Genomic DNA, 24,464 nt, shown 5'->3' with positions numbered 1-24,464 from the left:
GCTGCCAAGAAAACTGGATCAATCAGCAAAATATTGCACTCGGGGTTCTTCACCTAATAGGTGAACATTCGAAATGGAGTCGAAGTCTCGACACGATTGGGTTTCCCAGCATTTTTGATACACTTCTGTCACGGATTCAGGTAAGTGATAAATTTACTAATTTAGACAAAATTCTACAAAAACAGGACTTTTTCGCCTCGATGGCGAATATCATCCTCAACGCGCCAAAATGACGAAGACGGGTGGAAGAGAAGAGTTTACGAAGCGTCCGCTACATAACAAAGAAAGGGAGAGAGGCACGATGAAACTGATCACCGCACTTTTCGATGGAGAAATGTTTGTTGGAGCCGTGCCGCAAGGAGACGACCGGGCGGTTCATTTGCGCCGCGCCGTTTTGTCCCGAATCCTAATGACTTGCGCATTGAAACGCGGGTGAACGGGGAAGTGCGCCAGCGCGCGAGCACGAAACAGTTGATTTTTTCCATTGAATCGATCATCGAGACGATCTCCAAAGGCATTACGCTTGAGCCGGGCGACATCATTGCGACAGGAACGCCGGCTGGAGTCGGCAAAGGGATGAACCCGCCGCGTTTTTTGCAGACGGGTGATGTCATTGAGGTGACGGTGGAAGGCATCGGCATGTTGCGCAACAAAGTGGGAGAGTAAACGGCGAAAGTGAGGAAGCCCCCATTGATGCTCAAAAGGCGTCCTCTTGAAAGAAAGGGCGTCTTTCGTTTTCGTGAAGTTTGTCAACCGTCCGCCCGCCGTGCTATGATGTGAAGGAACAAGGAATGGTTGGAGGGATGGATGTTGACGCATGCCCATATTACGAGCTGGCTCATCACGATTGTTTTGTTTTTCCTTGCGGTGTCGATGGAGCGGCAAGGGGCGGGCAAAGCCAAGATCGTGCAAATGGTGTTGCGGCTGTTTTACATTCTCACGATCGCGACGGGGGGGCTTTTGCTGCATAGCATTGCTTCGATATCCGCGCTTTATTGGCTAAAAGCGCTTGCCGGGCTGTGGGTGATCGGAGCGATGGAAATGGTTTTAGCAGCTGTAAAAAAAGGAAAAAGCGCGGCGGCAGGATGGACGCAATGGGTCATTGCCCTTGTGGTGACGCTGTTCCTTGGCCTGCTGCTGCCGCTTGGTTTTGACTTATTCTAAAGCGAAGCGGCAGCCTTCTATTGGTTGCCGCTTTTGTCCTCAGCCTATTTGGGCGCAAATCGCCCGTTCGCCGCTGTTGAATGTTATTTCAAATCGGTCGGCCGGCATCGGCCCGCGTTCATAGTAATGATGGACGCTGGCGATTTGCTCTGTATTGTCATAGATCATAAAATTGACGCCGGATGATTTGGCAAACAATAAGCCGTTGTAGCAGTACAGGCAGTCGTAAAGCGAAAACCCAAGATGGTTCAGCCATTGGACGTATTGAAAAAAGGACGGATTGGGAAGCGAGGCAAGCCATTGCCGGTACGCGTATGTCAGCTGTTTGCGGAAGCGGATGCGGTCGCCGTCAGTGAGGGGGAAGATGCCGAGGTCGGTCGCGATCGTGCCGTTTTCCTGCCACCGTCCGGACAGCCAATGCCCATAGCGGAACAGTTTAATCCCTTGCTGGGCCATCTCCTCGACTAACACCGCTTCCTCTGCTTCCTCATCAAAAAACACCCATTCATTGTTGACAAACTCCGCTGTTCCTTGCACGTAAGCCCGCGGCTGTTCAGCAATGCACTGCAGGCGCTCTTCAATATTCAATGTCTCTCATCCTCCTTGTACTTCTCTTTTTTTCCACCTTTTCGTCCGTTTATTCACGTTATTGTTGACATCGGACAATTCATCGAAATGACCAGTGGTGCATAAAATGGAATCATGCCGACGTGGAGAACCATCATGAATCAAAGGAGCGATCGCTGGAAACGATCGTGAAAAAAGAACGGACGAAATGATGGAAACGGGTGAGAACTTGCCATCTTTGATAAAAAGAAAGGATTGGTTTGTATGTGTGGCATTACTGGCTGTGTCCATTTCGGGCGCAATTTGCGCCGCGAGCGGACGGTCATTGACAGCATGACAGAGACGCTCGCCAAACGTGGACCGGATGATACAAATACGTGGCTGGACACTCATGTCGCCTTCGGTCATAAACGGCTTGTCGTCGTGGATCCGGCTGGCGGCAAACAACCGATGGTCCGGCAAAAAAACGGACATCGTTATACGATCGTCTATAACGGCGAGCTGTATAATACGGAAGACATCCGGAAGGAGCTGTTGCATAAAGGTTACCGGTTTGACGGCCACTCCGATACGGAAGTGCTGCTCGCCGCTTATATCGAATGGAAAGAACAATGTGTTGACTGGCTCAACGGCATTTTTGCCTTCGCCGTTTGGGATGGGGAGCGCGAGCTGTTATTTATGGCGCGCGACCGTCTCGGAGTAAAACCTTTGTTTTATCGAGAAGATGGCGGGGGGCTGCTGTTCGGCTCGGAAGTGAAAGCCATTTTGGCCCATCCCGATGTAAAGACAGAAGTCAATTATGAAGGACTCGCCGAAGTGTTCGGCCTCGGACCGTCGCGCACACCGGGGCACGGGGTGTTTGACGGCATTCGAGAGCTGCGCCCGGCACATGCGCTCACGTTCTCTCGCAACGGGCTTCGCATTTGGCGGTATTGGAATGTCGAAAGCGACGTCCATCGCGATTCATTCGAGGAAACGGTCGAAAAGCTGCGCTTTCTATTGACGGATGCGGTCACGCGCCAACTCATTTCCGATGTGCCGGTCTGCACCTTCCTTTCTGGCGGGGTCGATTCGAGCGCCATTACGGCGATTGCCGCCAATGCCTTTGCGACAGCTGGAAAAGGGCCGCTGCACACCTACTCGATCGATTATGAAGGAAACGACCAGTATTTCAAAGCCAACGATTTTCAACCAAACACGGATGCGCCATTTATCGAACAGGTGTCAAACAAATTTCAAACGGTTCATCATCGCTGTGTGATCACGCAAGAAGAACTGTTCCGCCATTTGCATGAAGCCGTCATCGTCCGCGACGTTCCAGGCATGGCCGATGTCGATTCTTCGCTTCTTTGGTTTTGCAAACAAATTCGCAACCGGTTTGTCGTCAGCTTATCAGGGGAGTGCGCCGATGAAATTTTCGGCGGCTATCCATGGTTTCATCGGCCGGACGATTTGTCTCGGAAAGGATTTCCGTGGATGCGTTCGGTCGACGCGCGCATGGGTCTATTAAAAGATGAGTGGCGACAAAAGCTTCGCCTTGACGACTATGTGCAAATGCGTTATGAACAAACGCTTGCTGAAGTGCCGCGTCTCGAGGGGGAAAGCGCCGAGGAGGCGAAGCGGCGTGAGCTGTTTTACTTAAATATGATTTGGTTTATGACGACACTGCTTGACCGGAAAGACCGGATGAGCATGGGAGCAAGCTTGGAAGTGCGCGTGCCGTTCGCTGACCATCGCATTGTCGAATACGTTTGGAACATTCCGTGGGATATGAAAATGTATGGAGGACGAGAAAAAGGCCTTTTGCGAAAAGCGCTCGAGGGATTGCTTCCCGAAGAGGTGCTCTACCGGAAAAAAAGCCCCTATCCGAAAACGCACCATCCTCTATATACGAAACTTGTCAAGCAATGGCTTGAGCAGTTGCTCCATGACCGCTCTTCGGTTTTGCACGAGTTTTTCGACCGGGAAAAATTGTTGGCGCTCATTGAAACAGAAGGGAAGTCGTTCCAAGTGCCGTGGTTTGGGCAGCTCATGACCGGTCCGCAGCTGCTCGCTTACCTTGGCCAAGTGCACGTTTGGTTTGATCATTACGGCATTCGCATTAAAGAATAAGAGCTGCGCCTACGCGCAGCTCTTATTCGATTTGGCGGCGCTACGCCATTTTTGCTTGTGGTACCATCGTTTTTTTCATCCAGACGCGCGACCGCCAGCGCCAAAGCATCAACAGTCCGCGAAGCCATTCGTCGGCGATGAACGACAGCCAAATGCCGACGAGGCCAAATCCGAGGGCGATGCCAAATACGTAAGCAATGGTCACGCCGACGCCCCACATCGACAAAATGCCCATATAGACAGGGAATTGCACATCGCCAGCGGCACGAAGCGAGCTGATAATCACTAAATTAAATGAGCGCCCCGGTTCAAGGATAATCGTTAACAGCAACAGTTTGCGGCCAAGAACAATCATTGAGCGGTCATCGGTAAAGAGCGACAGCAACGGTTCGGCAAACCAATAGGCGGCTGCGGCCAGCAACACTGAGATGGCGATGGCGCTGTACAAACTTTTCAAGCAGCGGGCGTAGGCTTCCTCGTATCGCCCGGCCCCGACGAAGTGGCCGACGAGAATTTGCGTTCCTTGGCTGACGGCGATGCCGAATAAAAACACAAACATCATAATGTTTTGCGTGTATACACGGACGGTCAATGCCTCAGCGCCAAGCCATGTAATGAAATACGTAATGACCATTTGCGCCGTATTGTACGAAAGATGTTCCCCGGCTGCCGGAACACCGATTTTCAGCAGTGAGCGCAAATAGTGAAACGGAAGGCGGCGAAACGCCCTTGGTGCGAGCGAAATGTTTGTTCGTTTGCGCAACAAAGCAAGAAGTGCGAGAAAGGCCATGCCACGGCTGGCGGCGGTCGATATAGCAGCCCCTTGGATGCCGAGGGCGGGCAGGCCAAACAAGCCAAAAATGAGGACCGCGTTGCTGATGACGTGCAAAACGTTCATGCCAACCGCCACATACATCGTGTCACGGGTGAAGCCATAGCTTTTCAAAATGGCGCCGACCGTCATCATCAGCGCTTGGATGAACAAAAATCCACCGACAATCGCCAAATAATGGGTTCCTTCATCGAGCAGCTCGGCGGGCAAATCCATCATTCGCAAAATCGGCTCGCTGAATGCGGCGAGAATGGCGCTTAACAACAATCCGAACAACAAATTGGCCACGAGGGATACAAGCGATACGTCAACGGCTTCTTGCTCTCGGCGGGCGCCTAAGTATTGGGCGACAAGCACGGCGGTCGCCAAGGCAACGAAGTTGAACAGCACGATCGTTAACGCGATGATTTGGTTCGCCACCCCGACGGCAGCAACCGCGTGATCTGAATACTGGCTGAGCATCAGTGTATCGGCGTTGCCCATCACCATATAGAGCAGCGTTTCAATAAAAATTGGCCACGTCAAGGAAAACAGTGACCGCGTTTTGGCCTCATGGCGCATGTTGAGACAACTCCTTTTTCTTATTCCGACTTGAACGATATATTCAGTTTAGCTAGTTTGTTGCATAATGGAAAGAGAAAGAAGCGATTTTGCTTGCACATTTCCGACAAAAGAGGGGAGAGGCCGATGGATACGGTCACATTTTCCATGCCGCCGCTGCCGGTGTTCATCAAAGGGGCGGAAAGTGTATTTCTGGAAGGAAAGAAGCATTTCCGCCGCACATTTTCCGTCTTTGATTTGCTTTACGTGAAACGAGGCTGTTTGTATATGACAGAAAACGGGCGCGAGTTTGCGGTTGGCAGTGGACACTATTTGTTGTTGATTCCGGGAAGGGAACATTACGGACACCGCCCATGCGAAGAACGGACGGAGCTGGTTTGGCTTCATTTTTTGCTGCCAGACTTTGCGGTTGTTTCCGATTGGGGTGTCAGCCGGCAGATCGTGATCGAAAAGGAGGCGACATACACCGAGCCGATCCAATACCGGCTCTCCATCCGTCAATATGGCGAAGTCAAGCAGCGCGAGCGGGTGGAACAGCTGCTAAGTCAAATCGTGGAACAAAACATTCGGCGGGATATCGATCAGCCACTCCGGCAGCTGCTGTTGTTCATCGAATTCCTTTGGCACTTGCAAAAACAAGAGCTTTCCGTGCCGAGTGCGTCTGAACAGATCAGCGCCGCGGTGGTTGCGTATATCGAGAAACATTTCAGCGAGACGATTACACTGGACATGCTCGCACAGGAGCTCCGATTCCACCCGGACTACATCACACGCTGCATGCAAAAAACGATGGGCATGGGATTTAGCCGCTACTTGGCGCATTATCGGTTGTCAAAGGCAAAGCAATGGTTGGCGGAGACGAACGAGACGATTGAGGCGATCGCCAAGCGGGTTGGCATTGACGATGGCGCCTACTTTTCGCGCCTGTTTAAAAAGGTGGAAGGAATCACGCCGACCGAATATCGGCGCATGGCGCGGCGTAATTGACCTTCTTCTATGCCGGTGGTATAGATGGGGACGGTCAGCAAAAGATCAAATCGGTGCAGCTTGTCCTCTGCACCGGCAACCGATATGTTTGTCCGTAACCGCCCGCTCAGTCGCCTTACCAGCTTTCGACCGCGTAAAGCACAAACCCGTACGGCGGCAAGGAGACGCAAAGTGTTTCCGCCTCTGCAGCGAATCGCTCCCCTGTCAGAAGGTTGACCAGCCATTTTCCACGCGCATCGATCGGCATGGGAATTTCTGCTGCTTCGTTGCTCCGGTTGATGATGATCATGACCGTTTCATTGCCATCCGTTTTTTTATAAACAAGATGGTTCGCTTCATCATCGGCGGCGAGAAAAGCGACATCGCCGCGTCGAAGCGCCCGATATTGCTTGCGAAGAGCGATCAGTTGCTTGACATGTTCATACAGTTCTTTGTTTTGCTTCTCTGGATCCCACACCATACATTTCCGGCACTCCGGATCGTTTCCGCCCGTCATGCCGATCTCATCGCCATAGTAAATGCACGGCGAACCGGTGAACGTCAGCTGGAACAAAAACAACAACTTCGCTTTGCGGACGTCGCCGCCGCAAACCGTAAGCAGCCTTGGTGTATCATGGCTGCCAAGCAAGTTGAATGCCGCTTCGTTCACCTGTTTCGGATACGAATGAAGCAACCGGACCATGATATCGGCAAACTGGCGGGCGCTGATTTCCTCTTTCGCGAAAAAGCGAAGCGCTCCGTCCGTGAACGGGTAGTTCATGACGGCGTCAAATTGGTCGCCGCGCAGCCACGGCATGGCGTCATGCCAAATCTCGCCGAGAATGTACACATCGGGCTTTAGCGCCTTCACTGCCTGCCGGAATTCGCGCCAAAATTGATGATCGATTTCGTTTGCCACATCGAGCCGCCAGCCGTCAATATCAAACTCGCGAATCCAGTATGTCGCGACATCAAGCAAGTAGCGCTTCACTTCCGGATGAGCGGTGTTGAGTTTCGGCATGTGCGGCACGAACGCAAATGTGTCGTAGTTCGGGCGCGGCTCGGTTTGGAGCGGAAACTCGCGAATATGGAACCAATCTTTATACCGAGAGGCTGCGCCGTTTTTCAACACATCTTGAAACGGGGCAAACTCATAGCCGCAATGGTTGAAGACTGCATCGAGCATGACGCGGATCCCTTTTTCATGGCAGCGCTTGACAAGTGTTTTCAACGTCTCTTTGTCCCCAAAGTGCGGGTCGATTTCAAAATAATCAGCGGTGTCGTATTTATGGTTCGACGGCGCGCGGAAAATCGGCGTCAAGTAAAGGCCGGTGATGCCAAGGTCAGCCAAGTAATCGAGATGGTCGATAATTCCTTGCAAATCCCCCCCAAAAAAACTTGTCGGCGTTGGGTCTTCGCTTCCCCACGGCCGCGCTCCTTCCGGACTGATGGCCGGGTTGCCGTTGGCGAACCGCTCAGGGAAAATTTGATACCATACGGTGTCTTTTACCCAGCCCGGCGCTTGGAACAGGTCGACACGATGAAGAAAGGGGAAGCAAAAGTAGTAAGCGATGTCGTCGCTCGGAGCTTCATGGTAAAATCCTTTTTCCGTATAGACCAGTTGTTCGCCCCCAGCTCGAAGCACAAACCCATAGCGCAGCCGCCGATATGGCGGTCTGACCTCGGCGAACCAATAGTCAAATCGTTCGTCGCTTCCCGTTTTCTGCATCGGCATCGTTTGAAACTGCCAGGCGCCGTCTTGCCACTCGTACGGGTCGCCGTGCAACAGCTCCACCCGATCAACATCATCTTTTTTTGTCTGAAGCCGAAGATGAAGCGTTTCGCCATCATAGGCATAGGCGAAGTTGTCAGTCGGGCGGTGGTGAATGGCTTCTTTTTGCATCATCGTTCCCCCTCTTGAATCCAATTTGGGTGAAAGCAATCGTTTGCATGATAGACTTCCGTTAAACAAAGCGTACACCAATGTAAAAAAAAGTCAAAATTTCATAAAAAATAAGCTTGTAAAATGAAAAATAGACGATATAATAGAAGTTGAAAGGTGCAATCGTTTTCATTGGAGTGATTGCGATTTTAATGCTAATGCGCAAACGGTTTCGCTACGGTTGCACTGAAAAAGAGTGGATCAAAAGAGGAGTGAGAGCATGAAGAAAACATTGTCTTTGTTTCTCATGGCTGTGCTGCTCGTGGGCGTGCTCGCTGCCTGCGGACCGAAACGGGATGTTCAACAGCCGAAAGAAAGTCAAGGAACGACCGAAAAGGCGGAAAAACCAGACAAACTAGTCGTTTGGGTGAACGACGACGAAAAGCAGAAACAAGCATTAAAAGATATTTTCCAAAAGTACACAGAAAAAACCGGAATCAAAATCGAGATGGTTGCGGTCAGCATGCTCGATCAAACGAAAAAACTAGCGCTCGACGGACCGGCTGGCAAAGGGCCGGATGTGTTCTACCAGCCGCATGACCGCATCGGCGACATTGTGCTGCAAGGATTGGCCGATCCAGTCGACCTTGGCGATGCGAAAGGCGAGTACAGTCCGACAGCCATCAAGGCGGTCACCTATGACGGAAAGACGTATGGCGTGCCGATGGTCGTTGAAACATACGGCGTGTTCTACAATAAAAATTTAGTGCCGGAAGCGCCGAAAACGCTGGATGACTTGATGAAGATCGCCAAGGAAAAAACGAATGCGGCCAAAGACCAATACGGCTTTTTAATGGAAGCGACGAATTTCTATTTCGTTTATCCGTTCTTCGCCGGATACGGCGGCTATGTGTTTAAAAATGAAAACGGCAAATACGACATAAGCGACATTGGGCTCGCGAATGATGGAGCCGTCAAAGGAGCCGAGCTCGTCCAATCGTGGTTTAAAAACGGCTACATTCCGAAAGAAATCACCGGCGATATTATGAACGGGCTGTTTACGAAAGGAAATGTGGCGGTTGCCATCACCGGACCATGGAACATCGCGTCGTATAAAGAAGCGTTGGGCGACAAATTAGCGACCGCACCGTTGCCGGTCTTAGACAACGGCGAGCATCCGAAATCGTTTGTCGGCGTGAAAACATGGATGTTATCAGCCTATTCGAAAAACAAAGAATGGGCGGTCGACTTCATGAAGTTTGTCACGAACGAAGAAAATTCGCTTCATTACTATGAAATGGCGGGCGAAATGCCGGCGAACGAAAAAGCGTTGACGAATGAGAAAATTACGAACGACCCGCTGATCGCCGGTTTTGCGGAGCAAATCCAATACGGCGAGCCGATGCCGAACGTGCCGGAAATGTCGCAAGTGTGGGAGCCGATGAGCAATGCGTTGCAATTTATCGCGAAAGGCGAAAACCCGAAAGCGGTGCTCGGTGAGGCAGTGAAAACGATTCAAGATAAAATCGCTGCCAGCGGCGCTGGAAAATAACGAGTGATGTCGCGGTGGATAGGATCAGCCCTATCCACTATTCTTATCCATATGATAGGGGGGATTGGAATGCCGGAAGCAAACGTCCGCCATCGGCCGGCGGTGGCGATGGCGCTGTCTTTGTTGTTTGCCGGCCTTGGGCAGTTGTACAACCGCCGGTATGTCAAAGGCATCTTGTTCATCATCATTGAAGCTTCGTTTTTGCTGACGTTTTATAACTTTTTGAACATCGGGCTGTGGGGACTCGTCACGCTTGGCGAAATTCCGATGGTTGATCATTCGATTTTTCTCTTGATTCAAGGATTGGTTTCGGTCATCATCATCGTGTTTGCGGCCGCCCTGCATATTGCGAACATCATTGATGCGCGCAACGACGCCCGCCGCCGGCAAAGGGGCGAACCGTTTCCGTCGCTGTGGGAATCGTGCCGCAACGCTTGGGATAAAGGATTTCCGTACATCTTTGTTACGCCCGGGCTTGTGATGCTGTTGTTTATCGTCGTGCTGCCGCTGTTGTTTATGGTGTCGCTCGCATTTACCGACTACAACTTGTACCACTCGCCGCCACGGCATTTGCTGAATTGGGTTGGATTGGAAAACTTCAAAAACTTAGTGTCAATTCCGATTTGGAAAAGCACGTTTTTTAGCGTTCTCGCCTGGACGATCGTTTGGACCGTGGTGGCGACAACGGCGCAAATCGCCCTTGGCCTGTTTTTGGCGCTCCTTGTCAACGACCCGCGCATCAAGTTCAAGCGGTTCATCCGCACGGTGTTGATTTTGCCGTGGGCCGTGCCATCGTTTGTCACGATTTTGGTGTTTGCGGCGATGTTCAACGACAAATTCGGAGCCATCAACCGCGAAGTGTTGAGTTTGTTTGGGGTGTCGATCCCGTGGATGACCGATCCGTTTTGGACGAAAGTGGCGCTTATTTTGATTCAAACGTGGCTTGGCTTCCCGTTCGTCTTTGCGTTGTTTACCGGCGTTTTGCAAAGCATTTCCCGCGACTGGTACGAAGCGGCCGACATCGACGGAGCGACGCGCTGGCAAAAGTTCAAATCGATCACGCTGCCGCACGTCTTGTATGCGACGGCGCCGCTGTTGATTATGCAATACGCCGGCAATTTCAACAACTTTAACATCATCTATTTGTTCAACGACGGGGGGCCTGCGGTGCGCGGGAAAAACGCCGGTGGAACGGACATTCTCATTTCATGGGTGTACGATTTGACGTTCACGACGAACAACTACAACATGGCGGCGGCGATCTCGCTCATCATCGGCTTGATCGTCAGCGGGTTTGCCATTTACCAGTTCCGGCGCACCCGTTCCTTTAAAGAGGAGGGGAACATTTGATGAACCGCAAATGGAAATCACGCGTGGAAGTAGCGCTTATTTATTTGTTTATCGCCTTCATGTTTGTCGTCATCGCCTATCCGCTCCTTTGGACGATCAGCATGTCGCTCAATCCAGGAACGAGCCTGTATTCGGCGTCGCTCATCCCGGAGAAGTGGTCGTTTGAGCACTATAAGTGGTTGTTTACCAATCCGAACAGCGATTATTTGCTTTGGTATAAAAACAGCTTGTTTGTTGCGGCGGCCAATGCGGCGTTGTCCGTCTTGTTTACGGCGCTCATCGCCTATGCGTTTTCGCGCTACCAATTCGTCGGGCGGAAAACGGGGCTGTATTTGTTTTTAGTGTTGCAAATGTTTCCGTCGCTCATGGCGATGGTCGCGCTCTATATTTTGCTCAATATGCTCAATTTGCTCGATTCGCTTTGGGGGCTCATTCTCATTTACGTCGGCGGGCAAATTCCGTTTAACGCGTGGCTGGTCAAAGGCTACTTTGACACGATCCCGCGCGAGCTGGATGAGGCGGCGCGCATCGACGGCGCCGGGCATTTCGGCGTCTTTTTCCGCATTATGCTGCCCTTAGCCAAGCCAATTTTGGCCGTTGTCGCGTTGTTCAACTTTATGGCGCCGTTCACCGACTTTTTGCTGCCGTCGATCGTGTTGCGCGACCCGGACAAATTTACGCTGGCGGTCGGGCTGTTTAACTTCATCAGCGACCGGTTTGCGAACAACTTCACCCGCTTTGCCGCCGGCTCGATTTTGATTGCCGCGCCGATCGCCGTCGTCTTTTTGTTCCTGCAGCGGTATTTGATTTCCGGCTTAACGGCCGGTGGCACAAAAGGGTAAGAACCGCTGTCATAGAATAGTGGGCTTACCCGTTTCCGAATGAGCAAATGAATCGGGAAGGGAGGAATGGAAATGGGGAACCGGCTCTTTATGCTGCTCGTCCTTCCGTTCCTTCTTTTTTATGCCTGGCCGGTGCAGGCGGCGGAGAAAGAAGAACGGACGTGGCAAGATGAAGCGATTTATTTCATTATGGTCGACCGGTTTAACAATATGGATCCGACGAATGACAAGGGCGTCAATGTCAACGATCCGAAAGGGTATTTCGGCGGCGACTTGAAAGGGGTGACGGCGAAACTCGATTACATCAAGGAGATGGGATTTACGGCCATTTGGCTGACGCCGATTTTCGAAAACATGCCGGGCGGATACCACGGGTATTGGATCAAAGATTTTTATCGCGTCGATCCGCATTTCGGCACGCTGGATGATTTGAAGACGCTTGTCAAAGAAGCGCACAAGCGCCATATGAAAGTCATCTTGGACTTTGTCGCCAACCATGTCGGCTACGACCATCCATGGCTTCGCGACCCGGCGAAAAAAGATTGGTTCCATCCGAAAAAAGAGATTTTCGACTGGAATGATCAAACACAACTAGAAAACGGATGGGTGTATGGGCTGCCGGATTTAGCGCAGGAAAATCCAGAAGTCAAGAAATATTTAATCGATGCGGCCAAATGGTGGATCAAAGAAACGGACATTGACGGCTATCGCCTCGATACGGTGCGCCATGTGCCAAAATCATTTTGGCAGGAGTTTGCCAAAGAAGTGAAATCGGTGAAACAAGACTTTTTCCTTCTTGGCGAAGTGTGGAGCGACGATCCGCGCTATATTGCCGAGTACGGCCAATACGGCATCGACGGTTTTGTCGATTATCCGCTGTATGGCGCGGTGAAGCAGTCGCTTGCTAGGCGCGATGCATCGCTCCGGCCGTTGTATGACGTCTGGGAATACTACAAAACGTTTTACGACCGCCCGTACTTGCTCGGGACGTTTTTGGACAATCACGATAACGTGCGGTTTACGAAACTTTCGATTGACAACCGCAACAATCCGATTTCACGCATCAAGCTGGCGATGACGTATTTGTTCACCGCCCCCGGCATCCCGATCATGTATTACGGAACGGAAATCGCCATGAACGGCGGCGAAGACCCGGACAACCGCCGCTTGATGGATTTCCGCGCCGATCCGGAGATCATTGATTACTTGAAAAAAATTGGCCCGCTCCGCCAACAGCTGCCGTCTTTGCGGCGCGGCGATTTTACGCTCCTGTATGAAAAAGACGGCATGGCGGTGTGGAAACGGCAATATGAGATGAAACAACGGTTATCGCCATCAACAACACGGGCAAAACGCAGCACGTTCACCTAACGAACGACCAACTGCCAAAAAACAAGGAACTGCGCGGCTTTTTATTGGACGATCTCGTCCGCGGCGATGGCGACGGATACGATCTTGTGCTCGACCGCGAAACGGCGGAAGTGTACAAACTGCGGGAAAAAACAGGGATCAACGTTTCGTTTATCGCCGCCATCGTATCGGTTTGCGTGTTGTTTCTTTTGTTTTTGTATTTGGTGAAAAAACGGGCGAAGCGGATGCCGGAATAGAGGGAAAGGAGGGACCTTATGACCGTTACGATTAAAGACGTAGCGAAACGAGCGAACGTTGCGCCGTCAACCGTCTCGCGCGTCATCGCCGACAGCCCGCGCATCAGCGAGAAGACGAAACAGCGGGTGCGCGAAGCGATGAAAGAGCTCGGCTATCACCCGAACTTTATTGCTCGCAGCCTCGCGAGCCAAATGACGCAAGTGATCGGCATCGTCATGCCGAGCTCCGCCGACCAAGCGCTGCAAAACCCGTTTTTCCCGGAAGTCATCCGCGGCATCAGCAAAGCCGCCCATGAAAAGCGATATGCTTTGCAAATGTCGACCGGAGAGAAAGAGAACGACATTTACGAGCGAGTCGTGGAGATGCTGCAAGGACGGCGCGTCGACGGCGTTATTTTGCTTTACTCACGGCAAAACGATAAGCTCATGAAGTACTTGTTAAAGCATGGCTTTCCGTTCGTCGTCATCGGCAAACCGCACCAAAAAGCGGAACAAGTGACCCATGTCGACAACGACAACATCCAGGCGGGGAAAGATGCGGCAAACTGGTTGATCGCTCGCGGGCACGAACGCATCGCGTTTGTCGGCGGCAATCCGCAATATTTGGTGACCGTCGACCGCCAAACCGGCTACGCCGCGGCCTTGCAGGAGGCGGGGCTTCCGTACCGGCCGGAATACGTCGTCCATGAAGAATTTTTGCAGGAAGGCGGCCAAGAGGCGATGAAGGAGCTTCTTTCGTTGCCTGAGCCGCCGACCGGGCTTGTCGTCGCCGATGATCTCATGGCGCTCGGCATCTTGAAAACGCTTGATGAAATGGGGCTTGGCGTCCCGGAAGATGTTTCGATCGTCAGCTTCAACAACACGCTGCTCGCCGAAATGTCGCGTCCGCCGCTCACGTCGGTTGACATCGGCATTTTTCAGCTCGGCTACGAAGCGGCGAAAAGTTTAATGGAGAAAATCACCAACCCGAATGAACCGATCAAACGCATCATCATCCCGCACCGGCTCGTGGAACGGGGGTCGTGTGCACAGCGTTAGAAAGAAGCGGTGTTGGCAAAGAGACGTCCGTCGTATTGGCGGGCGTTTTTTTGTTTTCGAGCATGTTGGAAGTGAAAGTGAGTGGATCGGGAACGGTTGAGTCCGTAACGAGCACGGACATTCAAGCTGACGGCAGCAAAGAAGTGGATGAAGTGCTCGTTTCCGAAGGGGAAACCGTGACGAAGGGGGAAGACCTCATTACATTTACTGATGGCAGCGATCCGATTGAAGCGCCAGCAGCTGGAACGATCACCTCGCTCGACGTGGAAGAAGGAGACCGCGTCAATGACGGACAAGTCGTCGCCCATCTCACCAATTACAGCGATTTGCAAGTAAAAGTGCAAGTGGATGAGCTTGATATTCCAAAAGTGAAGGTCGGACAAACCGCTGCGATTAAGATCAACGCTTTTCCTGAGGCGACATATACCGGAAAGGTCACCTCCATCGCCAAAGAAGGGACGGTTTCGAACGGTGTGTCGACTTTCGATGTGACGGTGCACATCGATAAACCGACGAATGTGAAAATCGGCATGACAGCGGAAGTAAGCATTTTAGTCGAAAAGAAAGATAATGAGTTGTATGTTCCGATCGAAGCGGTTCACACGATGAATGACGAAAAGTTCGTGCTTGTCGTCCAACAGTCGGCGGACGGGAGCAGCACGGCTGTGCGCCAAACGGTGAAAACCGGCATTAGCAATGAAGACAACATTGAAATTACCGATGGATTGAGCGAAGGGCAAATCGTGCAGCTGCCGAGCGTTTCCACTTCCTCCAGTACGAATAATCCAGGGCGGCAAGAAAGAATGATGTGCTCACCTTGGCGCGTTCAGACTCGAATCAGTTGGAAATGCAAAAAGAAGCGTTTCGGCTGGATGAATTGGTCCGCTACATTGGCGAATAGTACAGCGAGATCGCTTCGTACCAGCAGAAAACGATGAGCGTCGAAGCGCAAATCCCTATTGAGTGGGTGGGCGACCGTGAACGCATCCATCAATTGATCGTCATTTTGCTTGACAATGTCTTGAAATATACGACGGAAGATGGGAGAAAAGCGACGCTCATATCGCCGGACATAAACAGAGACGAAACGAAGCGAAGCCGGAGTACATCCTCAATGTCGAAGTCGGACATTATGAGGTGAAGGCGGTGAAACAAGCGGCACAGTCAGCGTCGGCTGAAGATTGAAAAAGGGAAATGAAAAAGAGCTCCTCTTTTCGCTCATGGCATTGGCGTTGAGAGGAGCTGAATGCGGTTATGGTTTTATGTTGCTTGGAATGCTGGGTGTTCCGTACGTATGGAATGTTTCCGCATTGCGGTAGCTGGTGTTTGTACAATGGGGACGCAAAGTTTGTTGAATACATTTGTCTCGCAATATTATCCCGCCCCATGTCCGCTCTACGGGCGTTGGATTGGCCAATGGCGTCGGTCGCTTAGGAGGAATGGTTGGCCCGACGCTTGGCGGGGCGCTGCTAGGAATGAAAGCCCCCATTTTCATGTGCTTTGTTGCTTTTGCGCTGCCAGGCGTTATCGCTTCTTTGGCTGTTCTTTGCGTGCGCAAGAAAAAACGAGACATAGCGGTTGCTGGGCAAGAGGCGGAAACGCTCTTCACATGAGATGGTGAATAGAAAACATGCAGTGGCATTCCCCGAACTATTGACTGCTTAAAACAGAGGGGGAAGCCGCGGAGGCATTTTTAGGTTCAACGATCTACCTTTAGTGAACCTTTAACGTGAAAAAAATCCACCCCATTCCGGGGCGGACTGAGAGAAGAGGGGCACCTTGCAAAGAAGTGGAGGAACATCGTAGCTTTATCGTATCGGTTTTTTTACAATGATTCTATATTTTTGTAAGAAAAGATAACGAAGTTTTGTCAAAAAGGATTGACCGCAGCGGCTGAGATGGTCAGCCGCTGACGAATTTTCCGCCATCGACGTGCAGCATTTGCCCGGTCATGTACGACGACTCATCGCTCGCCAAAAAGACGTAGCACGGGGCGACTTCGCTCGGCTGGCCGGGCCGTTTCATCGGCGTGTTGGCGCCGAATGTGGCGACTTGCTCGCTTTTGAACGTCGACGGGATGAGCGGCGTCCAAATCGGGCCTGGGGCGACGCCATTGACGCGGATGCCTTGCCCAACGAGCGCTTTGGCGAGCGACCGGGTGAAGGCGACGATCGCGCCTTTTGTCGCCGAGTAGTCGATGAGCTGCTCATTTCCTTCGTAGGCGGTGACCGAAGCGGTGTTGATAATGGCGCTTCCGTTCTTTAAGTGCGGGAGCGCCGCTTTCGTTAGGAAAAAGCAGCCGAATACGTTCGTGCGAAACGTTTTTTCCAGCTGCGCGGCGGTGATGTTGAGAAAGTTCGGCTGCGGGTGCTGTTCAGCGGCGTTATTGACGACGATATCGAGCTTGCCGAACGCTTCGATTGTTTGTTTCACCGCTTCTTTGCAAAACTCTTCATCCCCGATGTCTCCCGCCATCGCCAGGCACCGTCTTCCTTCCTGTTCGACAAGCCGTTTCGTTTCCTCGGCGTCTTCATGTTCGTTGAGATAGATGATCGCCACATCGGCGCCTTCTTTGGCGAAATGAACCGCCACCGCTCGACCGATGCCGCTGTCGCCGCCGCTGATGATGGCGGTTTTGTTTTTGAGCTTGCCGCTTCCTTTATAGGTGTCTTTGATGGTGACCGGCTGCGGGTTCATCTCCGTTTGCAGGCCGGGCTGACGCGTCTGGTGCTGCGGGGGCAGCGTCGTTTGTTGCTTTGTGACCATGTTTGTTCCTCCTTAGCATGTATTGTCATCGTTAGTATGGGACGGAGGAGGGGAATTATGTGTGAAGAGGGGATGGACCACGAACAATGAATAAGCCGTTGGTCATCTTTTTTTCGCCCACGTTTCAATCCACATTGCGATTTCCTCAATCGATGGTTTATCGGTCACGACTTTCACGGTATATTCTTCTGCTTCTTTTTCCGGAGCGGCGAGGAGATAACCGTTTAGCCAAAGAAACTGTTTCATGGCGGCAAAGCCTGTTCGTTTATTGGCATTGTGAAACGGATGGTTTTGGCAGAGGCTGGCGTATAACGCTGCCGCCTTCAGCCAAAGGGTTGGATAAGCGTCCTGTCCGAAAGCGCTTTGTTTCGGGCGGTTGACCGCGCTGTTCAACAGCTCTGGAAATTTTACGCCTTTTTGTTCCTCTGGAGTGTATTTTTCGATCAACAAGGCATTGAGGAAGATGATCTCTTTTTCGGTCAAAAAACGAGTCATATCTGTTTTCGCCTACTTTTTTGCCAAATTTCGGAGGGTGTTGTCGTAATTCGCAAATAAGTCTTTGAGACCATCGACAAAATCTTGGCCGAAGTCGTCTAGGATGCTGTAGTCGATGGGTGAGTATTTGCTGATGACCACTTTTCCATCTGCTTCGAGGCGAAATTGAATTTCATCTCCTTGTTTTGCCTTCAAATGGTCCAACACTTCCTGGGGAAGAGTGATTCCTAGACTGTTCCCTACTTTCGTTATTTTTCGTTCCATTGGTTTCACCACCGTACTCATATCGATTCTCCTTCCATACTATTTTATTCATGGTTATAACAAGTTATAACAATTATAATAAAAAAAGATAGTTGAGTCCATCGTTCGATGATCGGTTTGTCAGAAAAATTAGGAAAACGAGCCGGCCTATTCGCCAGCTCGTTTCCTGCTTATAACACATTGAAATACCGCGCTTCCGGATGGGCGAAGACGATCGCCGAAACCGATGCTTCGGGTTCCATCATATAGCCGTCGGTGAGGCGGATGCCGATGTCTTCTGGATGAAGCAGACGGAACAGTTTCTCCTGGTCTTCCAAGTTCGGACAGGCCGGGTAGCCGAACGAGTAGCGCTGGCCCTGGTATTTGGCGGCGAAGCGCTCTTCCATCGTGAAATCCGGGTCGTCCGGGAAGCCCCAGCGGTCGCGCATAATTTGATGGATTCGTTCGGCGAACCCTTCGGCAATCTCGAGCGCCAACGCTTGGATGGCATGGCTTTTCAAAAATTCGCCTTCTTCCTTCCAGCGCTGGGCGAGTTCGTGGACGCCATGCCCGGCCGTGACGGCGAACAAGCCGACGTAATCCATTTCGCCGCTTTCTTTCGATTTCAAATAATCGGCGAGGCAAAGATACGGCGCCCGCGGTTGGCGCGGGAAGTCGAACGTCTCGAGCACGGTTTTGCGATCAACCGGATCGTAAACGTAGACGCGGTTGCCGTCGCTTTGTGCAGGGAAGAAGCGGTAGACGCCGGCGGGCTGAATCCAGCCGCGTTCTTTCGCTTCGGCAACGAGTTCGTCGACGACCGCTTTTAACGCCAACGCTTTTTCGTCTTTCTCTTCAAGCAGCCGTTTCACTTTTCCTTTCAAGCCGAGGTGGTGGCCGAGCACCATTTGCCAGTTGACGTACGGCAAAATGTGGTCAAGCGGCACGTTTCGCAGCACGTGGCGCTCGAGATCGGCCGGGATGTAGACGGGAACGTCGGTCGAGACGTTCGATTTGACCGTTGCGGCAACGGCTGTTGGCCGCGTCGGCTCGCTTTCGGCCGTTTCTTTTTTCTTGTAGTCAATCTCGCCCTGCTGGATTTGGTTGGCAAGGGCAAGCCCGTCCATGGCGTCTTTCGCGTACAGGACGACGCCGTCGTATTCGGGTGCGATTTTGTTTTCGGTAAATTTGCGCGTCAAGGCGGCGCCGCCGACTAAAATGGGCGTTGAGATGCCGGCTTGCCGCAAATCTTGGGCGGTGACGACCATCTGTTGGGCCGATTTGACAAGCAAGCCCGACAACCCGATGATGTCGGGCTGATGTTCGCGCACCGCTTCAATGAGTTGCTGCGGAGCGACTTTAATGCCGAGGTCGATCACCTCGTTGCCGTTGTTGCTTAAAATGATGTCGACCAAGTTTTTGCCGATATCATGCACATCGCCTTTGACGGTGGCGAGAATGACTTTTCCTTTTGTGCTTCCTTCTTTCTTTTCCATATACGGCTCTAAAAAGGCGACCGCTGCTTTCATCACTTCCGCGCTTTGCAATACTTCAGCGACGATGAGCTGGTTGTTGTTGAACAGCCGCCCGACTTCATCCATGCCGGCCATAAGCGGACCGTTGATGATCGACAGCGGATCGGAGTAGGTCTCAAGCGCCTTCTCTAAATCGGGAATGAGCCCGTCTTTCGACCCTTCAATGACGTAGCGGGCGAGCCGCTCTTCAAGGCTCAAGTTCTCCTCAGCCGGCTTGGCGGCGGTGATTTTGCTTCGGTAAAATTCGATAAAGGTGTTTAATGTTTCATCGCTCGTGTCAAACAAAAGCGCTTCGGCCATCCGCACTTCCTCTTCCGGAATCGAGGCGAACCGCTCAAGCTTCTCAGTGTTGACGATCGCATAATCGAGCCCAGCTTGCGTGCAACGGTACAAAAAGACGGAGTTGAGCACCTCGCGCCCGGCCGGCGGCAAGCCGAACGAGACGTTGCTGATGCCGAGCATCGTCAAGCAATGAGGCAGCCGCTCTTTAATGAGGCGGATGCCTTTGATCGTTTCATTCGCCGCGCCGATGTATTGCTCATCACCGGTGCCGACCGGGAAGACGAGCGGATCGAAAATGATGTCGCGCGCCGGCACCCCGTAGCGGTTAACGAGCAAGTCATACGAACGCAAGGCAATTTCCAGCTTCCGTTCGGCGGTGACCGCCATCCCTTGTTCATCGATCGTGCCGACGACGACAGCGGCGCCGTATTTGTGCAAGAGAGGAACGACTTTCGCAAACCGCTCCTCGCCGTCTTCCAAGTTGATCGAATTGATGATCGCTTTCCCTTGCGAGTAGGTGAGGGCGCGTTCAATGACGCGCTCGTCGGTCGAATCGATGACAAGCGGCACTTTCACTTTTTTCACGACTTCGCGGACGAACTGTTCCATGTCATGGAGTTCGTCGCGGTCTGGGTCGGCGAGGCAAATGTCGATGACATGGGCGCCGTTTTTCACTTGGGCGCGGGCGATTTCCGCCGCTTCTTCGTATTTCCCTTCGGCGATGAGGCGTTTGAATTTGCGCGAGCCGATCACGTTTGTCCGCTCGCCGACAAAGAGCGGGCGCATCGTTTCATCATAGATGAGCGCCTCGATGCCGGAAACGGCGTGGACATCAAACGAAGACGGGATCGCCCGCGGCGGGAGATCACGCACCGCTTCGGCAATGGCGCGGATATGATCCGGCGTCGTACCGCAACACCCGCCGACGATGTTGATCCATCCCTTTTCGGCAAAGCGGCGGATTTTCTCTGCCAACATCTCCGGCGTTTCATGGTAGCGGCCTTCCTCATCCGGCAGACCGGCGTTCGGGTAGCAGCTGACCGCCGTGTCAGCGAGCGAGGCGAGCGTGCGCAAATGGTCGGTCATAAACTCGGGGCCTGTCGCGCAGTTTAAGCCGACGGCGATCGGCTTCATATGGCGCACCGAGATGAAAAACGCATCGATCGCCTGCCCGGCGAGTGTCGTGCCCATCGGTTCGATCGTGCCGGAAATCATGAGCGGCACGCGGCGACCGACCGCTTCAAACGCCTTCGAAATGCCGAGAAAACCGGCTTTGACATTCAGCGTATCTTGGCACGTCTCGAGTAGGAGAAGGTCGACGCCTCCTAAGAGCAGTCCGCGCGCTTGTTCTTCGTAGGCGGCGACGAGTTCTTCAAACGTTGCGCCGCCTGTCACCGACAACGTTTTCGTCGTCGGCCCCATCGAACCGGCGACAAAGCGCGGCCAGTCCGGGGTGGAGAACGACTCAGCCGTTTGTTTGGCGAGTTTGGCCGCTTCGATGTTCAGCTCAAGCGCCAAATGACCGAGGCCATATTCGTCAAGCACGATGCGTGTCGCTCCGAACGTGTTCGTTTCAATGATATCAGCACCGGCTTCTAGGTACGCTTCATGAATGCGGCGGATGATATGCGGGGCGGTGAGGGTCAAATATTCGTTGCACCCTTCATACGCCTCGCCGCCAAAGTCGGCGGCCGATAGGTTGGCTCTTTGGATCATCGTGCCCATGGCGCCATCGATGACAAGAATTTTTCTTTGCAGCTGCTGTTCTAAGGTGACGTTAGCCATGAACAACCTTCCTTTCTTTGGCGGCCGCTTCTTTTTCGTGAATGTAGCGGACGAGCTCGACTGTCATGTCATAGCGCAAGAACGGCGTGATCAAATAAATGCCGTTAAACAAATCAAACGCAGCGTCAATGAGCGATTTGGCGATAGCGATGCCTTCCTTGGCTGCTTGCACCGGGTCGACGCTGCAGGCGGCCATGCGGGCGCGAATCTCGTCAGAGAGCGTAATGCCCGGCACTTCATGATGCAAAAAGTCGGCGTTGCGCGCGCTCACAAGCGGCATAATGCCGATGTAAATCGGCGTGTCAAGATGCTTGGTTGCTTCGTACACTTCAACGATTTTCTCTTCCGAGTAAATCGGCTGGGTCAAGAAATAGTGGGCGCCGCATTGAATTTTTTTCTCCATTCGCTCAACTGCTTTATCCAAATGGCGGACGTTCGGGTTGAACGCAGCGCCGATCGAGAAGTTCGTTTTTTGCCCAAGCGGTTTGCCCGAGTACGACAGCCCTTCGTTAAACTGGCGGATCAAGCGGATCAAATCGAACGATGATAAATCATACACCGACGTTGCTCCTGGGAAGTCGCCGATTTTCGACGGGTCGCCGGTAATGGCGAGCACGTCGGTGATGCCGAGCGTATGCAAGCCCATCAAATGCGACTGTAAGCCGATCAAATTGCGATCGCGGCATGTAATATGCACAAGCGGGCGGATGCCGAGTTGCTCCTTGATGATCGTGGCGACAGCGGCGTTGCTGATGCGCGGCGTGGCGAGCGAGTTGTCGGCCAACGTCAGCGCATCGATGCCGGCGTCATGGAGCGCTTTCGCCCCAGCAAGAAACTTGTCAATGCCGAGTTGCTTCGGCGGATCTAGCTCCACAATGACCGAGCGGTACGTGCGGGCGAGCTCGGGAAGCGGAGTCGGCGCGGGCCGATCGGCTTGCACCGATACAGATGCCGTGCGCCGCTTCACCGTTTTTTCCGTCACCGGCGTCCGGTCGGCGAGCGCCTTTGCCATTGCCTCAATATGTTTCGGCGTCGTGCCGCAGCACCCGCCGATCAAGCGCACCCCTTGGTCGCGGAACGCTTTGGCTGTTTCCTCGAAATATTCAGCGTTCGTCTCATAGACAAGCCGGCCATCGCGGTAATCCGGGAGGCTCGCATTCGGATACGCCGACAAAAACGCCTGCTTCGGCAGCGGCACTTCCTCGAGCGACCGAAGCATATGATATGGACCGAGACGACAGTTCAGTCCGACGACATCGGCCCCGAGCGCCTCCAGGCGGATAAGGGCGTCCGCGAGCGGCGTGCCATCTTGCAAGACGCCGACTTCATGGAGCGAGACGTGAGCGATAATCGGCAAGTCGGTCTCTTTGCGGGCGATGGCAAGCACCGTCTCCAACTCTTCCAAATCGTAATACGTCTCGAGCAGCACGCCGTCGACTCCTTCAGCCAGCAGGACAAACAGCTGCTCGCGAAACGTCCGTTTCACTTCTTCAAGCGTGACGACGCTTTTGTTTAACGTGCGCAGCCCCCCGATCGTTCCGAGCACGTATGCCCGCCCGTTCGCCGCTTGCCTGGCGAGCCGCACCGCCGCGCGGTTGATGGCCGGCACCTCATCTTCAAGGCCGTAGCGGGCGAGTTTCACATAGTTGGCGCCGTATGTATTCGTCTGAATGACGTCGGCGCCCGCGGCGATATACGCTTCATGAATATGGACGATTTCATCTGGATTGGATAAATTCAATTCTTCAAAACAACGGTCAATGCCGTGCGAATATAAAAGCGTTCCCATCGCCCCGTCGGCGATGAGAATGCGCTCTTTCAACTCATCCAGCAATCCCACGTTCGATTCCCCCGTTTCTCCGTAGTAAAAGAAAAAAGCCTTCTATAAGAAGAAGACTTTTCATTCGCTTCTTCTTATCTTCCAGGCTTCCGCCTGTCTGGATTTAGCACCTTGGCCGCGGGCCAGGTTGCTGAGGGTTCACCGGGCCAGTCCCTCCCCCTCTCTTGATAAGAATGCCGGTATGCAATTGTGCGGTGACGTTTTGATGATTACTATATAATTTAATGTATTTTTCGAAATTATTCAATACGGTGAAGAAGGAAATTTCAAAAGTTAAAGAGATTCAGATAAAAAGAGCGGCTCGCGTCAAGGGCTCGGCGCTTTCCCGCATCGGGGGCAAAACTGCAAATCACGCTGCACATGTTCTCCGCAGTATGGGCAATACTTGTTTGTTTTCTCTTTGCCTCCAAATCGGACGTTCAGTGGGTCGGGCTCTTCCTCGCTGACGACAATGTCCAATAAGGACATGCGTTGTTTTCCCGTCGCATTTTTGTAATGGTAAATTGCTTGAAATACACCGATGGCGATGACGACAAGGCCGAAAAACGGAAAAAAGCGGGCGGCGGGAAACGGCGAGTCCGCGGTGATGGAGAAGGTCATCACCATCCAAAAGATGCCGAACAACACAGCGGCGATGCTGCCGAACAGCCCTTGCATCGACGGGACGCGGCCGGGTTTGATGCTTTTCAAGTGGATTCCTTCTCCATTCGTTTCATGTTGGTTGGGATTATTATACCATATGATGATGTAGGAAACATGGGATGACGTAATAAAAAAGAAGCATTGTATCTCCTCCCTTACCTTGTACTAATCTCTTAAAAGCATCTCTGTTTCATGTCAATAGCACGAAATATGTCGAAATATGTAAAAAAAGATAAAATTATCGAACGATTTCTCTTTTTTTTCCTGAATCCGTGACAGCAGCTCATCAAAAGCACCGGAAAACGTAATCATATCAAGGGTTTAGCCCAGTTTCGGATGTTCACTTATTGAGTGAAAAGCAAAAAGTGTGATATTTGTTGATTTATCAAGCTTTCTCAGCAGT

General features: G+C 52.3%; 19 protein-coding genes, 2 pseudogenes and 1 riboswitch. Of the genes and pseudogenes, 12 read left to right on the top strand and 9 right to left on the bottom strand.

Annotated features, from left to right (window positions below; genetic code table 11):
• The 3 genes and pseudogenes from IKE44_RS07415 to IKE44_RS07405 all read left to right on the top strand — a co-directional run.
• On the top strand, positions 1-233 hold a 233-nt coding region (locus IKE44_RS07415; protein WP_287465476.1), incomplete at its 5' end, for a hypothetical protein.
• A gap of 151 nt (positions 234-384) precedes the next feature.
• Positions 385-666: pseudogene (locus IKE44_RS07410) on the top strand (fumarylacetoacetate hydrolase family protein); the annotation flags it as partial.
• 144 nt (positions 667-810) lie between these two features.
• A complete protein-coding gene (locus tag IKE44_RS07405) occupies positions 811-1,164 on the top strand; it encodes a YisL family protein (protein WP_025950975.1) in 354 nt (117 codons plus the stop codon).
• A gap of 39 nt (positions 1,165-1,203) precedes the next feature.
• On the opposite strand, the gene IKE44_RS07400 is transcribed toward IKE44_RS07405, so the two are convergent.
• Complete coding sequence (locus tag IKE44_RS07400; protein WP_033013813.1) at positions 1,204-1,752, bottom strand: DUF2777 domain-containing protein; 549 nt, start codon at positions 1,750-1,752, stop codon at positions 1,204-1,206.
• 243 nt (positions 1,753-1,995) lie between these two features.
• On the opposite strand from IKE44_RS07400, the gene asnB reads away from it, so the two are divergent.
• Positions 1,996-3,843, top strand: a complete 1,848-nt coding sequence (gene asnB, locus IKE44_RS07395) for an asparagine synthase (glutamine-hydrolyzing) (RefSeq protein WP_287465475.1) — start codon at positions 1,996-1,998, stop codon at positions 3,841-3,843.
• A gap of 40 nt (positions 3,844-3,883) precedes the next feature.
• Here asnB and IKE44_RS07390 read toward each other — a convergent pair whose 3' ends face one another.
• A complete protein-coding gene (locus IKE44_RS07390; RefSeq protein ID WP_049624233.1) occupies positions 3,884-5,236 on the bottom strand; it encodes an MATE family efflux transporter in 1,353 nt (450 codons plus the stop codon).
• Positions 5,237-5,362: 126 nt separating this feature from the next.
• Between IKE44_RS07390 and IKE44_RS07385 the strand changes: the two genes are divergently transcribed.
• Entirely contained in the window at positions 5,363-6,223 is an 861-nt protein-coding gene (locus tag IKE44_RS07385; protein ID WP_049624234.1) for a helix-turn-helix transcriptional regulator, read from the top strand.
• A gap of 115 nt (positions 6,224-6,338) precedes the next feature.
• On the opposite strand, the gene IKE44_RS07380 is transcribed toward IKE44_RS07385, so the two are convergent.
• Positions 6,339-8,105: an alpha-glycosidase gene (locus IKE44_RS07380; RefSeq protein ID WP_033013809.1), complete on the bottom strand. Its 1,767-nt coding sequence runs from the start codon at positions 8,103-8,105 to the stop codon at positions 6,339-6,341.
• Between the two features lie 259 nt (positions 8,106-8,364).
• Between IKE44_RS07380 and IKE44_RS07375 the strand changes: the two genes are divergently transcribed.
• The 7 genes and pseudogenes from IKE44_RS07375 (at position 8,365) to IKE44_RS07345 (ending at position 15,614) form a co-directional block, all read left to right on the top strand.
• Complete coding sequence (locus IKE44_RS07375) at positions 8,365-9,636, top strand: sugar ABC transporter substrate-binding protein (RefSeq protein WP_049624235.1); 1,272 nt, start codon at positions 8,365-8,367, stop codon at positions 9,634-9,636.
• A 69-nt stretch (positions 9,637-9,705) separates the two neighbouring features.
• A complete protein-coding gene (locus IKE44_RS07370) occupies positions 9,706-10,986 on the top strand; it encodes a sugar ABC transporter permease (protein ID WP_049624236.1) in 1,281 nt (426 codons plus the stop codon).
• Positions 10,986-11,828 (top strand): sugar ABC transporter permease, encoded by an 843-nt coding sequence (locus tag IKE44_RS07365; protein WP_049624237.1) that lies wholly within the window; start codon positions 10,986-10,988, stop codon positions 11,826-11,828. The genes IKE44_RS07370 and IKE44_RS07365 overlap by 1 nt, the downstream gene beginning before the upstream one ends.
• Before the next feature lie 72 nt (positions 11,829-11,900).
• Positions 11,901-13,435, top strand: a pseudogene (locus tag IKE44_RS07360) (alpha-amylase family glycosyl hydrolase).
• An 18-nt stretch (positions 13,436-13,453) separates the two neighbouring features.
• Positions 13,454-14,473: a LacI family DNA-binding transcriptional regulator gene (locus IKE44_RS07355; protein WP_049626079.1), complete on the top strand. Its 1,020-nt coding sequence runs from the start codon at positions 13,454-13,456 to the stop codon at positions 14,471-14,473.
• Complete coding sequence (locus IKE44_RS07350) at positions 14,458-15,411, top strand: efflux RND transporter periplasmic adaptor subunit (RefSeq protein WP_231107674.1); 954 nt, start codon at positions 14,458-14,460, stop codon at positions 15,409-15,411. The genes IKE44_RS07355 and IKE44_RS07350 overlap by 16 nt, the downstream gene beginning before the upstream one ends.
• The gene (locus IKE44_RS07345) at positions 15,408-15,614 is read left to right on the top strand and encodes a hypothetical protein (RefSeq protein ID WP_287465472.1); all 207 of its coding nucleotides are present in this window, start codon (positions 15,408-15,410) and stop codon (positions 15,612-15,614) included. The genes IKE44_RS07350 and IKE44_RS07345 overlap by 4 nt, the downstream gene beginning before the upstream one ends.
• A 761-nt stretch (positions 15,615-16,375) precedes the next feature.
• Here IKE44_RS07345 and IKE44_RS07340 read toward each other — a convergent pair.
• The 6 genes from IKE44_RS07340 to IKE44_RS07315 all read right to left on the bottom strand — a co-directional run bounded on the left by IKE44_RS07340 (position 16,376) and on the right by IKE44_RS07315 (position 24,109).
• Complete coding sequence (locus IKE44_RS07340) at positions 16,376-17,239, bottom strand: SDR family oxidoreductase (protein ID WP_049626080.1); 864 nt, start codon at positions 17,237-17,239, stop codon at positions 16,376-16,378.
• 102 nt (positions 17,240-17,341) lie between these two features.
• Positions 17,342-17,734: a type II toxin-antitoxin system death-on-curing family toxin gene (locus IKE44_RS07335; RefSeq protein WP_033013801.1), complete on the bottom strand. Its 393-nt coding sequence runs from the start codon at positions 17,732-17,734 to the stop codon at positions 17,342-17,344.
• A gap of 12 nt (positions 17,735-17,746) precedes the next feature.
• Positions 17,747-18,019: an AbrB/MazE/SpoVT family DNA-binding domain-containing protein gene (locus IKE44_RS07330; RefSeq protein ID WP_033013800.1), complete on the bottom strand. Its 273-nt coding sequence runs from the start codon at positions 18,017-18,019 to the stop codon at positions 17,747-17,749.
• A 149-nt stretch (positions 18,020-18,168) separates the two neighbouring features.
• A complete protein-coding gene (gene metH / locus IKE44_RS07325; protein ID WP_287465471.1) occupies positions 18,169-21,579 on the bottom strand; it encodes a methionine synthase in 3,411 nt (1,136 codons plus the stop codon).
• Positions 21,572-23,419, bottom strand: coding sequence for a bifunctional homocysteine S-methyltransferase/methylenetetrahydrofolate reductase (locus IKE44_RS07320; protein ID WP_049626081.1), 1,848 nt, complete (start codon positions 23,417-23,419; stop codon positions 21,572-21,574). The genes metH and IKE44_RS07320 overlap by 8 nt, the downstream gene beginning before the upstream one ends.
• 71 nt (positions 23,420-23,490) lie before the next feature.
• Positions 23,491-23,593, bottom strand: a riboswitch (SAM riboswitch).
• 132 nt (positions 23,594-23,725) lie between these two features.
• Positions 23,726-24,109, bottom strand: coding sequence for a zinc ribbon domain-containing protein (locus IKE44_RS07315; protein ID WP_287465470.1), 384 nt, complete (start codon positions 24,107-24,109; stop codon positions 23,726-23,728).
• Positions 24,110-24,464: the final 355 nt, after the last annotated feature.

Origin of the sequence: Geobacillus sp. (assembly GCF_017515625.1) — a bacterium.
GTDB lineage: Bacteria > Bacillota > Bacilli > Bacillales > Anoxybacillaceae > Geobacillus > Geobacillus stearothermophilus.
Note: the sequence above shows the minus strand (reverse complement) of the source record. Positions and strands in the feature narration are given on the sequence as shown.

Coding starts and splice junctions, on each gene's coding strand:
- asnB (WP_287465475.1), top strand. CDS start 1,996: ATGTGTGGCATTACTGGCTGTGTCCATTTCGGGCGCAATTTGCGCCGC.
- IKE44_RS07390 (WP_049624233.1), bottom strand. CDS start 5,236: ATGCGCCATGAGGCCAAAACGCGGTCACTGTTTTCCTTGACGTGGCCA.
- IKE44_RS07385 (WP_049624234.1), top strand. CDS start 5,363: ATGGATACGGTCACATTTTCCATGCCGCCGCTGCCGGTGTTCATCAAA.
- IKE44_RS07380 (WP_033013809.1), bottom strand. CDS start 8,105: ATGCAAAAAGAAGCCATTCACCACCGCCCGACTGACAACTTCGCCTAT.
- IKE44_RS07375 (WP_049624235.1), top strand. CDS start 8,365: ATGAAGAAAACATTGTCTTTGTTTCTCATGGCTGTGCTGCTCGTGGGC.
- IKE44_RS07370 (WP_049624236.1), top strand. CDS start 9,706: ATGCCGGAAGCAAACGTCCGCCATCGGCCGGCGGTGGCGATGGCGCTG.
- IKE44_RS07365 (WP_049624237.1), top strand. CDS start 10,986: ATGAACCGCAAATGGAAATCACGCGTGGAAGTAGCGCTTATTTATTTG.
- IKE44_RS07355 (WP_049626079.1), top strand. CDS start 13,454: ATGACCGTTACGATTAAAGACGTAGCGAAACGAGCGAACGTTGCGCCG.
- IKE44_RS07345 (WP_287465472.1), top strand. CDS start 15,408: ATGAGCGTCGAAGCGCAAATCCCTATTGAGTGGGTGGGCGACCGTGAA.
- IKE44_RS07340 (WP_049626080.1), bottom strand. CDS start 17,239: ATGGTCACAAAGCAACAAACGACGCTGCCCCCGCAGCACCAGACGCGT.
- IKE44_RS07335 (WP_033013801.1), bottom strand. CDS start 17,734: ATGACTCGTTTTTTGACCGAAAAAGAGATCATCTTCCTCAATGCCTTG.
- IKE44_RS07330 (WP_033013800.1), bottom strand. CDS start 18,019: ATGAGTACGGTGGTGAAACCAATGGAACGAAAAATAACGAAAGTAGGG.
- metH (WP_287465471.1), bottom strand. CDS start 21,579: ATGGCTAACGTCACCTTAGAACAGCAGCTGCAAAGAAAAATTCTTGTC.